This is a genomic window from Halomicrobium zhouii, assembly GCF_900114435.1.
In the GTDB taxonomy this organism is placed as follows: Archaea; Halobacteriota; Halobacteria; order Halobacteriales; family Haloarculaceae; genus Halomicrobium; species Halomicrobium zhouii.
In genome coordinates, this window is the sequence record NZ_FOZK01000002.1 from 365485 (window position 1) to 377413 (window position 11929).

The 11929-nt window shown below is 62.5% G+C and carries 8 protein-coding genes and 1 pseudogene; 6 read left to right on the forward strand and 3 right to left on the reverse strand.

The genetic code is table 11. The features are described from left to right. The first annotated feature begins 45 nt into the window (after positions 1-45). The 4 genes and pseudogenes from BM337_RS09090 to BM337_RS21580 form a co-directional block, all read left to right on the forward strand. Positions 46-771 carry a helix-turn-helix domain-containing protein gene (locus BM337_RS09090; protein WP_089816162.1) on the forward strand — a complete coding sequence of 242 codons (726 nt, stop codon included), beginning with the start codon at positions 46-48 and terminating at the stop codon, positions 769-771. Positions 772-844: 73 nt separating this feature from the next. After that, complete coding sequence (locus tag BM337_RS09095) at positions 845-1645, forward strand: DUF429 domain-containing protein (RefSeq protein ID WP_089816164.1); 801 nt, start codon at positions 845-847, stop codon at positions 1643-1645. 231 nt (positions 1646-1876) lie between these two features. Further along, positions 1877-3280, forward strand: coding sequence for an outer membrane protein assembly factor BamB family protein (locus BM337_RS09100; RefSeq protein WP_089816166.1), 1404 nt, complete (start codon positions 1877-1879; stop codon positions 3278-3280). Positions 3281-3824: 544 nt separating this feature from the next. Further along, a pseudogene (locus tag BM337_RS21580) lies at positions 3825-3974 on the forward strand (IS5/IS1182 family transposase); the annotation flags it as partial. 40 nt (positions 3975-4014) lie between these two features. On the opposite strand, the gene BM337_RS09110 reads toward BM337_RS21580, so the two are convergent. Beyond that, a complete protein-coding gene (locus BM337_RS09110; protein WP_089816168.1) occupies positions 4015-5013 on the reverse strand; it encodes a zinc-binding dehydrogenase in 999 nt (332 codons plus the stop codon). 1884 nt (positions 5014-6897) lie between these two features. Here BM337_RS09110 and BM337_RS21585 point away from each other — a divergent pair. Then, entirely contained in the window at positions 6898-9333 is a 2436-nt protein-coding gene (locus BM337_RS21585; protein WP_245778636.1) for a response regulator, read from the forward strand. Between the two features lie 199 nt (positions 9334-9532). Further along, positions 9533-9832: a homing endonuclease associated repeat-containing protein gene (locus BM337_RS21905; RefSeq protein ID WP_394327764.1), complete on the forward strand. Its 300-nt coding sequence runs from the start codon at positions 9533-9535 to the stop codon at positions 9830-9832. Between the two features lie 2 nt (positions 9833-9834). Here BM337_RS21905 and BM337_RS09120 read toward each other — a convergent pair whose 3' ends face one another. Both BM337_RS09120 and BM337_RS09125 read right to left on the reverse strand, forming a co-directional pair. Further along, entirely contained in the window at positions 9835-10221 is a 387-nt protein-coding gene (locus BM337_RS09120; protein ID WP_089816172.1) for a hypothetical protein, read from the reverse strand. A gap of 237 nt (positions 10222-10458) precedes the next feature. Further along, on the reverse strand, positions 10459-11676 hold the full coding sequence (locus BM337_RS09125; protein ID WP_089816175.1) for an MFS transporter: 1218 nt from the start codon (positions 11674-11676) through the stop codon (positions 10459-10461). Positions 11677-11929 lie beyond the last annotated feature (253 nt).

The window sequence follows — 11929 nt, forward strand, 5'->3', positions numbered from 1 at the left end:
GCAAGGTTCGACACGCGTTTTTGCGCCGAAGGTGATCGAGGCGACATGGCTCTCGTCGCCGAATTCGACATCGACTGCGACGCCCTCCCGCTCGTGACGGTCGCAGCAGCAGTTCCAGCGGCGACGATCGTCCTCGACCTGCAGTTCAACCACGGCGACCGGCCCCTGTTTCTGGCTACCGTCACGGACGGCTCCGACACTGCCATCGAAACGGCACTCACCGAGGCACCGGACGTGCGAGAGTGGGCCCAGATCGGCCAGGCCGGGACCACGCGTCGCTATCAGCTAGTCCCCGCGCTCAGCTTCGAGGAGCAGCTCGGTGACCACGTCGACGACTTGCGAGGGCTCGAAGCACTCGCCACGGCCGAGGCCTACATCGAGCGAATCGAGGTGACCGTGGACGGGTGGCGACAGACCGGCTGGTTCGCGACCCGGGAGACGTTCGCCGAGTTTTCGACCTTCTGGCGCGAGAACGCGGGGTTCCGACTCCACCGTCTCAGCCGGGTTGGTGAGCCGGAATCGTCTGGTGAGGGGCTAACGGACTGCCAGCAAGAAGCACTCCGAACCGCGTACGAACGGGGCTACTTCGAGATTCCACGTCAGGCCTCGCTCGAAGACGTCGCCGCGGAACTGGGCATCTCTGCCTCCTCGGTGTCTGAACGACTACGACGAGCGCAGACGCAACTCATCCAGGAGACGGTCGCGACGACGTGGCCACCGCTTCCGGAGAGGGGCCGCGTCCCTCCGGCTCGTCCGAATGGACGCGATTGAGCCGGGACGGTCCGCAACGGTCAGCAGCCGTAATAGACACTGGAGCTAAATCCGATTACCAGCGATACAGTCCATGGCAGACGAGACCTGGACGCAGATCGGCGTCGACAGAGATGGGGGCAACTGGATCGCCGTTGGGTTTTCACCAGATGACGATATCGGAGCGGCCGTCTTCGACTCGATCGACGAGCTGTGGGCAGAACATGGCGACGACGCCGACAGAATCGTCGTCGACGTCCCGATCGGTCTCTGTGATCCAGACGATGCATCGTCTCCGTGCTGTAAGGAATCGGACGAAGAGTTATCGAGGCGATGTGACGACCTTGCGCGCGGCGTCATCGGGGGCCGTCACTCCTCCGTGTTCACAGCACCGTGTCGAGAGGTAGCACGCAAAGCCGACGACGGAGCATCGTACGAGGAAGTGAACGAAACGAACAAAGACCAGACGGGAAAGGGACTCACACAACAGGCCGCGAACATCGCAGACTGCATTATGGAAGTCGACGAGCTGCTTCAGGGAGAGGGCGACCAGGATATCCTCGTCGAAGGGCATCCGGAAGTGTGCTTTCGCGCCTTCGCTGACGAGGACCTCGCACACAGCAAGAAGACGGCCTCAGGAGTCGACGAACGGCTACGGTTACTCGAATCGACGACAGAGTACGGAGACTCCTCGTGGCGCGACCTGACCCGTGAACTGACTACAGAAGGATACAGTGTCGGGCTGGACGACTTGCTCGACGCCCTGGTCCTTGCAGTGACGGCTGTGGCTTCGGAAGACGAGTTCCAGACGTTACCCGAGGGCCCGCCAGAGGATACGACGGGACTCCCGATGCAGATGGTGTACCGGCGAGCAGAACCGTTCGACGTCGAGTAGTCGCGACACTCGATTAGAGGCCAACAGACCGGATCGCCTGCTGGATAGGCCTGTCGTCGCTGACGCGCCAGAACCCCTGTGGCCAGAACGACGCTTCGTCGACCGGATCGAGCCAGAGGTTCGTCATAGCGGCAGCTTGTGCGCGATGTATAAACGACTTGTCCGTCCCTCGCTCAAGCCATCGTTTCACCTATCCCCACGCTTACAACCGACTGCTGGGTTGGCAGGAGTATGACACGGTCCTCGAAATCGAGGGTGACGCGCCGGCAGCTCCTCCGTACCGCCGGCGCCACGGCCACGCTCTCCATCGCAGGCTGCGTTTCACAACCAGGCGACGAGCCGGAAGCGCCAGGACCAACGACGACTGCATCCGAGACGGCGTCGACGGGGACGCCTGAGCAGGCGTCGGAAACGTCGGCCAGGGTGAGCGGCGGCCAGACGCCGTGGCGCCAGTTCGGCCGAAACGCCCGGAATACGGGCTACGCGCCGGAGACGACCGGTCCGAGAACCGACCCGGCAATCGCGTGGCAGTTCGACGCCCAGACGCCCACCATGAACACCTCGCCCGTCGTCGACGACGGAACGGTGTACGTCGCCGGGAGTGGCGATCCGGGGTACGTCTACGCGGTCGACGTCCGATCGGGCGAGTCGACGTGGCGATTCGAACCCGCGGGCTACGTCTCGTCCTCGCTGGCGCTCGCCGACGACGTCCTGTTCTTCGGGACGTGGGGCAAGCGCTTCTACGCCGTCGACGCCCCGACCGGCGAGGAGCTGTGGTCGACCGAGGTGGGCCACCGGTTCGGGTCGTCCTCGCCGGTCGTCGTCGGCGGGACCGTCTACGTCGGCACCATCGGCGACGGGCCGCTCGTCGTCAGCGGTGACGAGGACGAAGAACAGTACGAGGCGTGTGCGTTACTCGCGCTGGACGCCGCGACCGGCGACGAACGGTGGCGATACGACGACTTCGGCGAGAAGGACAACGTCGACTCCTCGCCGGCCGTCGCGAACGGTCGCGTGTACTTCGGCGGCGACGACGGGGTGTACGCGCTCGACACCGACGACGGGTCGGTGGTGTGGGAGCGCCAGGTCGCGGTCCACTCGGATTCCTCGCCCGCCATCGCGGACGGCCTCGTCTACTACGGGGGACCATCGAACGGTGACGACGGACCGCCAGCGACGCTGTGGGCACTGGACGCAACGACCGGCGAGACCGAATGGACGGCTGGCATCGACGACGACAGTCTCCGGGCCTCCCCGGCCGTCGCCGACGGGACCGTCTACGTCCCGGCGTCCTCGATGCGACTCTGTCTCGATAGCGGCGGTGACGACGGCGATTGCGAAGGCGAGACGCTTGGACGCCTCTACGCCGTCGACGCGACGACCGGCGACCACCAGTGGCGTGCTCCAATCAAAACAGACACGCGGTCGTCACCGGCCGTCACGGACGACACGGTGTACGTGGGCTGTCGGAACGGCGTCTCGGCCGTGACCACCGACGGCGAACCGGCGTGGCGAATCGACTTCGAGAGTGAGGACGAGAACGCGCCATACGTCGACTCCTCGCCAGCAGTCTCGGACGACGTCGTCTGTATCGGAGCCTCTGACGGAACGCTCCGGGCGATAACGAGTTCGTGAGTGCCCCTGTCGCCACGGAGAGGTCAACTGGGGGACTGTCCGAGGGCCACAGCACGACGGCACCCCCCTGTCCGAGACGATGCGACGGTCCAAACGACCCGGACTGATCAAGCAACGGGGCGGGACTGAAAGGGGCCGAGTGCTCACGAGGCGAGACCCGCCAAGCACCACAGCGAAGCGAGGAGCGCAGGTGCGGTCGTAGCCCGTGAGCACGAGGGGGCTTTCCTGCCGTCATTAGCTTCAATTCCGTCATGAACCAGACCGACGGGCACGAGGTACTGTCTGCCCTCAACGACCCACCAGAAGGCGAACCGCGGGTCGAGAAAACCTACAGTGAATCCACGCCACCCAGCAGTTCACGATCGACGAGCCCGGATTGGCGGGAATCTACCCGATTCGGTGGATGCTGAACGCAGTGGAGTGAGAAAGAAGGGGTAGAAAAGTGTGCGAAATTGCGGCCGCTGAGCTGAGCTGTCGAAAGCGGTCCTGGCTCTGTTCTTACTCAGAAGTTGCGTCATTCATTCTGTGCGATGCGCTACATCTATATGGCCAAAGAGCGCTGTCTGAGACCGTCTTCTCGACGATCAAGCGGACGCTCGGCCACGCGGTGCGTGCCCGAGCGTAGTAGCGCGAATTTCGTGGGATCGTTTTGCTGTGTGCGGTCTACAACAGCAAGCGAACCGTAAAACAGTGAAATCAAACGCCGTCTGGCGATTCACCAGAGCCGACGACGCTCATTCGTTGACGAGCAGGATCTTCCCGCGGAAGTCGCCCGCTTCGCCGAGTCGGTGTGCGTCCGCGATGTCTTCGAAGGCGAACCGCTCGTCGACGTGGGGCTCGACGGCGCCGTCGTCGACGAGCGACGCGATGTCGGCGAGTTCCGCACCGATGCGCGCCTGTCGATCGCCGAGCAGCACCGGCAGGATGACGAGCACGACGCCGAGTTCGAGCGAGTTGGCGTGCAGCGCCGAGATGTCCTGGGTCGAACTCGACTCCGTCGTGACGACGGCGCCGAACGGTCGGACCGCCTCGAACGCCGTCTGCAGGTGGTCGTCGCCGACCGGGTCGAACACCACGTCGAAGCCGTCGCCGTCGGCGTACGCTTCGACGTACGCCTCGACGTCGGTCGCCGTGTAGTCGACGGTGTGGTCCGCGCCGAGTTTCTCGGCGAAGTCGCGCTTCTCCTCGGTCGAGCCCGTCGCCGTCACGTCCGCGCCGAACCATCTGCCGAGCTGGACGCCGATGTGGCCGACGCCGCCGCTGGCGCCGTAGACGAGCAGGTCGTCGTCGATGCCGACCGTCGCTTTGTCGGTGAGCAGTTCCCACGCAGTGAGTGCGACGACTGGGAGCGACGCGGCGTCCTCGAGCGGGATCGACTCCGGCGCGCGAGCGAACGTGCCGGCGTGCCCGACGACGTAGTCGGCAAGCGCGCCCTGCCGCCCCGCACCGCCGGGCATCCCGTACACCTCGTCGCCCGGCTCGAACTGTTCGACGTCCTCACCGACGGCGTCGACGACGCCGGAGACGTCGCAGTGGAGCGTCGCGGGAAACTCGGGTGTGAAGTCGGGGATCTCGCCCTGACGGATCTTGTAGTCGACGGGATTGAGGCTGGAGGCGGCGACGTCGACCCGGAGTTCGTCGGCAGCCGGCTCGGGGACCTCGCGGGTCGTTCGTTCGAAGACGTCGGGGTCGCCGTACGACTCGATCACGTACGCGGTCATCTCGGTGACCATGTCGTAACGGCGGGTCGCTGGAGGGGAATAATCGTCGGTCGTCGGACCGAGCGCACCCTCTCATAGTGGTGGTTGTAACTTTTTACCGGCGTTCGACGTGGCCGGTGCCGGCGAACACCGATAGACTCACTCCGTTCGTCTCTCGAGCCCGGCCTCACGCAGTTCGGCCGGACCCCGGTACGGGCTTACAACCACCACTATCAGTCTCCGGTGACTTTCGTGCGCTTGCCTCGCTGTGTGTGGCTCACACCAGCAAGCGATCGCTGAACCCGTGATATCACGCTACGGCTAGCGATTCACCACGGCCCAATGAAGCCACATTCGTCCTGTCCCGCAATTCGTTCTCGGAACCCTGGACACGGATCAGAACACCGTTCGTGAGTCGAGATTCGTAGACGAAATGCAAAATTTCCCTCGTCGATTGTATTTTGTCCCCTAATTAGTTGCTACCTCGAGTTTCGACCATTCCGTACTCACCGAGCATGAGTAATATGGAGTTTGGGCTGACTCGGCGTCCTCTGTCTTGCAGGACACGATGAATCGGATCTAGTACCGGTGAGAATCGATGTGGTCGATTCGTCACGCACCTCGACTGGCTGTCCAGCGAATATCTGTCTGAGAAGTAGCTCTCGACAGGACCGCGTTCTTCCAAACCTTCTTCCAGGCAGTGAGTGGCGTCGAGCGCCGATCTAGCTGGGTTTGTATCGCTCGATCGAGGGTCCAGGTCGGTTCTCACGTCCGCAAGGGGGGTGGTGCAACGCTATCGATATCGAACTGGGCGACAATTGCTGAGGGGAGGCGACTGTGAAGGCAAGAGTGGTACTGTAGGCGACGAAGCGCCGGTTCTGTGACTGGCCTGGAGAGAACCACTGGCTATTTCACCCGGTGAAATCACCGAGGAGAAGCCGTCTGAAACAGGGTTTGTCGATTCTCACTGCCATTCGACGGTCACAGCCCGAAGCAGGGGGTCGTTGGCTGTCAGTTCAGTCATCGCCAGGTTGTGTAGGACCGATCTGACACACTATATTACCCGAATTCGGCTGTCTCAACCAGTTCTAAACAAGGGTTTGTCGATTCGCCGTCTCACGCGGATTCGGGCCCGCAAATTGCGGTGTTTCCCCCCCATTTCGAAGCAATACTTGTCGTGAAAACGCCGGTTCGAGTGCCCTCGAAATCGCCAGGCTGCAACCGATTATGAAAATTTCACACCCGTTTTGTTGGCGCCGTGTGAATTTCCCGCCGATTCGCGCATTGTCCCTCTCACCCTCTCTCGCCGGTGCCACAGCCATCGTTTGGCTACTCGATGGGGTTTTGGCCGGGTATCTAGTTCCGTTTGTTGTCCCACTCTCTATGGCCCTCCCGGACGATTTGGCCGGTTATGACCACCCGATAAGCGACTGAGCACGTCCAAAGCAATCGCTTCGAGTCGCTCTCTCCCCTAGACCGGGTTTGTCAACACATCCAACCAGATCGTCGAGAGACAGTCTGACGGGCACCAGGTTCTGTCGGCACTCAACGACCCACCAGAAGGCGAACCGCGAGTCGAGAAAACCTACAGCGACTCGACGCCGCCCCAGCAGTTCACGACCGACGAACCTGGGTTAATTGGGATCTATCCGGTTCAGTGGGTACAGAACTAACTGGAGAGGAGTGAACGGATCGTCGCAATCGACGACGGCTTCGACTCGGCTCAGGTGCTGTTCCCAGCAGCGACGTCCGTTGATGTACGTGGACGGCGTGGGAACACTGTCCGTGTCGGGAGAGTCCGAGACACCAGTAGGTGCGACCAGACGAGGAAGTACGTCCAGGACACGGATCGGAGTATCAGATCTGCAAATGGGAGCATGCGGATTCATTACTGTGCTGCAAGTTGAACGTAGTATCATGGGCGACGAGATCTCGGTCCTCCACGTCGACGACGAGCCGGGGCTCGCCGAGATGGTGGGTGAATTTCTCGAACGCGAATCGGACAGGCTCACTGTCACCGCCGCAACGAGTGCGACCGGGGCACTCGAGAAGCTTGCAGACCACGACTTCGAGTGTATCATTTCCGACTACGAAATGCCAGGACGCGATGGCATCGAATTTCTCACCGACGTCCGCGAGGAGTACCCCGACCTCCCGTTCGTTCTCTATACGGGCAACGGGAGCGAGGAAATCGCTAGCGACGCCATCTCCACCGGCGCGACTGATTACCTCCAAAAGGAGTCCGGCACGGGTCAGTACGCAGTTCTCGCGAACAAGGTCACGAACGCCGTCGAACAGTACCGCACGCAACGCGACCAGGAGCGTCGCCACGAGCGGCGGAAACGACAGAGCGATGCGCTCCTCGATCTGACGACGGACGACGCCGTGACGACCGGTGATTTCGATCGAGCGATCGAGCGGATCACCGAGACCGCTGCTGCCGTGTTGGACATCTCGCGTATCAACGTCTGGTTCTTCGACGACGACCGGGAGACGCTCCAGTGTCTGGACCACTTCGATACGACGGCAGATAGTCACGCGGATGAAGGCGAACTCGTCGTGGAGGACTACCCCGAGTACGTCGAGACGGTGGAGTCGAATCGGGTGATCGTCGCTCCCGACGCGTTCGAGGACCACCGGACGGCAGAACTCGACGAGTACCTCCAAAAACACGACGTGCGGGCGTTACTGGACGCGACGATTCGTTCCGAAGGCGAACCTATCGGCGTGGTCTGTCACGAACACGTCGGTAGCACGCGAGAGTGGACCGAGGACGAAATCGAGTTCGCCACCAATATCGCCGATCTCGTCCACCGTGCGTGGCGAAATCGAGAGCACGTCCAGCGCACGTCCGAACTCGAGAAGACACAGGCCCGGTTTCGGGCGCTGACGGAAAACACGACGCACGCAGTCGTGACGATCGACGACGAGAGCACGATTCAGTACGTGACTGAGCCCATCGAGGATATTCTGGGATATCCGTCAGACGAACTGCTCCACGAGTCGTTGCTGACGATCCTGCCCGAACGATTTAGCGAAAACCACAGAGACGCCGTCACCCGGTATCTCCAGGACGGGACCAGGCGGTTGGAGTGGGACTCGATCGAACTTCCCGGACGCCACCGTGACGGCCACGAGGTTCCACTCGGGATCACGTTCGGGGAAGCGAGAATCGACGACGAACACCGGTTCACGGCCCTCATCAGAGACATCACCGAGCGAAAAGAGCGTGAACGCCGGCTCCGAGGACTCAACGAAACGGCGAACCGTCTCATGACGCCCGATACGCGTGAACGGGTCGCCGAGATCGGCGTCGAAGCGGCCGCCACGGTCCTCGGGCTGGATGCGAGCGCGATACAACTCTACGACGCGGAACAGGACGCGCTCGTCCCCGTGGCTGGAACCGACGCTGCCTACGAAATCGTGGGTGAACTGCCGACGTTCACCGAAGGAAACAGTATCGCCTGGCGTACCTACGAAAAGGGAGAAGTGCTCGCGCTCGACGACGTCCACGAAGATCCCGACGTCTACGATTCAGAGACGCCGATCAGGAGCGAACTCCACTTGCCCCTCGGCAGCCACGGTATCATGCTCGCCGGTTCGGAAACGCCCGAGGAATTCGACCAGCACGACATCGTCTTCGGTGAAATCCTCGCTGACGCCATCACTGCGGCACTGGAACAGGTCGAGCGAACCGAACAGCTGCGTGCTCGCGAACGGGAATTGAGCCGACAGAACGAGCGGTTAGAAACGTTCGCCAGCATCGTGAGTCACGACCTCCGAAATCCGTTGAACGTCGCAGCTGGTGAACTAGAACTGGCCCGCGAGGAGAACGAGAGCGACCACCTCGACGCGGTCGCCAGCGCACACGAACGCATGGACACGCTGATAAACGAATTGCTGACGTTGGCTCGACACGGCGAGGAAATACACGACATCGAATCGGTCGACCTGGCGGCCCTGACCGAGCGATGCTGGCAGAGTGTCGCCACTGCCGAGGCGACGCTTTCTATCGACACCGACCAACGGGTGCAAGCGGATCGAAGTCGCCTCAGGCAACTCTTCGAGAACCTCATCCGAAACGGGGTCGAACACGGTGGCGAGACGGTGACGATCACGGTCGGCCAGAGAGAAGACGGATTCTACGTGGAAGATGACGGCCCCGGCATCCCCGACCACGAACGTGACGACGTGTTCGAAGTGGGGTACTCGACGACCGCCGATGGGACCGGAATCGGGCTCGCGATAGTCGACCAGGTCGCCGATGCACATGGGTGGGACGTCCGTATGACCGACGGATCCGACGGCGGTACCAGATTCGAGATTACCGGCCTCTCCGAGCATCCGACGTAAGTATCCGGGACGCGGCTGTGAACGTTCACCGCTTTCAGGAGACCTCCTTCACGGTCGAAACGCGCCGAATGATACAGCCAACCGGGCGGGGCTTTCAGGTCGTTCGGAGCATCGACGTCATCGCTTTCATCGGGCGAAAATACACCCGTGGAACTGACGCAAAGCGGAATTCAATCCCAGCCCCGCAAATCCACGGCCGATGAGTCCCGCACGAATCCCCGATGGAACACTCGAAGTGGACCTCCATCGGTTGGGCGAGCAACTCGACCGGATTCCGCGGGCGCGAGCTGTCGAACCCGACGGCCAGTACTCCCTGCCGACTAACTACAACTACTTCGAGAGCTTCGGCGACGCGCTCGCACAGGCTGGCTTTTCGCCGAAATCGCGAGACCACAGTTCGAAGCACCAGGCAAAACCGATCGGAGTCGCATCGGGACAGACACTGTCTGGATTCTCACTGGTTTCGAGAGTCCCACAAGCAACGGTGCAGCAACGGTAGCGTCATGACTCACTCCGCAACTCGTCGAGGGAGATGAGGACGTAGAGGAGGCCAACGAGGCGTGTCCCCGTGTACACCCACGGCTTCCACTCGGGCGTCGACCCGGTAGTGTACGCTACTTTCCCTCCATAGTTCACGTAGGCGCGTGGGTAGAGAAGTGCGAGGAGACCGACGAGACCGAGGAATTTTTTGAATGCCGAATACGACTCGTTACTCCGCCACATCACCGCAAGGAAGACCAGACCTTCGAGACGGGCACCGGGCGTCACCCAGGGCCGCCAGTCACAGTCTTCGGAATTGTCGAGTGCGAGCCGTTCGGCGGTGGTAATGAGGGCTTCCGGAGCGAGAACCTCGATAGTGCAGATCGTGGTGAACAGTGGGCGAAGCATGCGTACAGGTTGGCGTTCAGGCGAGATAATACTACAGCACGGAATCTCCGAGGAGTCCGATACTGTAACAGGACGTCCGCTTCCGGGACGAGGGTGATACTCTCGAAGAAGCGATCGATGCGTTCGTCGATGGCCGTCGCGCGACCCGTTTTCCACCCCGTGTCGCGTTGCATACGGCGGACGGTGCACTTCTCTCGGTGCTCCCCGCGATGGGGGGAATGGATGCTGGAGCCAGCGTCATTCTCTCGGGAGTGTCGGGGAATTCGGGAGGAAGGGCGTCTGGCTCGCGACGAGGCCCGTGAGTACTGCCGCCCCGATCGCGAGTACGCCAGATACGATCAGGAGTGGGACGTACCCGAGGCCGCCAGTGCCGGCGAGACCGGCGAACGTGATGGGACCGGCGAATCGACCGAGAAACGTCGTACTGTTCCGCAGGCTGAACGCACCGGCTCGGTACGGCGGGTCGGTCCGGTCACTCAGCGCCGCATCGACGCTCGGCAAGAGCAACCCGACTCCAGCACCCGCAACGACGGCCGCGACGACGACGGCCCCGATCCACGTCGTGAGCGCGAAAATCAGGAATCCGGCGCCGTAGCACGCGAAGCCGATGGCGATCAGCTGGAGCGACGACAGCCGTCGAGCCAGCCGTCCACTCCCACTCGCGGCGACCATAGCGGTCGTTTCCGCGGTCAGGAGAACGACTCCGACGAGTACCGGGGTCAGGACGGACTCGAGGAGGAACGGGAGCGCGGTGAAGATGACGCCGAACGCGAGAAACTCCGTCAGGAAGGTTATCGCGAACAGTGCGAGCGTCGACGGGGTCGTAATAGCGACGACTGCATCCCTGAGATACCCGACGCCGCGACCCGGCGACGTTTGCACTGGCTCCTCGAGTGACAGAGAGACGAACAGCGCGACGGGAATCGCGGCGAAGTACGTGAGGAACGGGACGGACCAGCCGAGCGTCACGAGGAAGCCACCGAGGACGGGGAACAACGCAGCAGTAGCCGAGAGGACGGCGACGTTGACACCGAGGACGGCGGTCCGCTGGGGCCCGTCGAAGGAGTCTCCGATGATCGTCACGGTCGTGATGAAGATCGCAGCCGCGCCGGTCCCCTGTATCACTCGAAGCGCGAGTACGACCTCGAACGACGGGGCGAACGCGATCGCGCCACCGACGAGGCCGAACGTGCCGAGTCCGGCGACGAGCACGCGCTTGCGTCCGATGCGATCGGCGAGAACGCCCACGAACGGCGAGAGGACGATTCCGACCAGAAAGTAGCCGCTCACGAGCAAACTCGCCTGGGCCTCCGTCAGGGCGAAGGTATCACGGAACACCGGCAGGGTGGGGCTGATGAGCGGAACGCCGAGGGGGGCCAGGGCCGTACTCAGCAAGACGGCCTGGACGGTCCGGGATCGCCACGGCACGTCACTGCGATCCGAGACGTCGCTCATCGTGGCCTGACTGCCGGGACGGGACGAGTGCTCTCCGAGTCGCAGCGCGGCAAGTCGGCCAAGGGCCGCGCTTCGGCTAGCTGGCCTTCGACGAGTCGAAAGGGGACAATCTTGGGAGGCTCGCCGGTCTCGCCGGTCTCGCCGATCGCGCCGGACACGGTCAGACCCCAGATCTCGTTCCAGAAGCCGGGGGAGACACGGTTCCAGTCAGCCGACGCGCTTCGGGATTCCTCGACCGAGTACCGGGGCTTCG

What these genes read in the sequence shown, in the direction of transcription:
- BM337_RS21585 (WP_245778636.1), top strand. Translation starts at nt 6,898, where the DNA reads ATGGGCGACGAGATCTCGGTCCTCCACGTCGACGACGAGCCGGGGCTC.
- BM337_RS09120 (WP_089816172.1), bottom strand. Translation starts at nt 10,221, where the DNA reads ATGCTTCGCCCACTGTTCACCACGATCTGCACTATCGAGGTTCTCGCT.
- BM337_RS09095 (WP_089816164.1), top strand. Translation starts at nt 845, where the DNA reads ATGGCAGACGAGACCTGGACGCAGATCGGCGTCGACAGAGATGGGGGC.
- BM337_RS09110 (WP_089816168.1), bottom strand. Translation starts at nt 5,013, where the DNA reads ATGGTCACCGAGATGACCGCGTACGTGATCGAGTCGTACGGCGACCCC.
- BM337_RS09125 (WP_089816175.1), bottom strand. Translation starts at nt 11,676, where the DNA reads ATGAGCGACGTCTCGGATCGCAGTGACGTGCCGTGGCGATCCCGGACC.
- BM337_RS09090 (WP_089816162.1), top strand. Translation starts at nt 46, where the DNA reads ATGGCTCTCGTCGCCGAATTCGACATCGACTGCGACGCCCTCCCGCTC.
- BM337_RS09100 (WP_089816166.1), top strand. Translation starts at nt 1,877, where the DNA reads ATGACACGGTCCTCGAAATCGAGGGTGACGCGCCGGCAGCTCCTCCGT.
- BM337_RS21905 (WP_394327764.1), top strand. Translation starts at nt 9,533, where the DNA reads ATGAGTCCCGCACGAATCCCCGATGGAACACTCGAAGTGGACCTCCAT.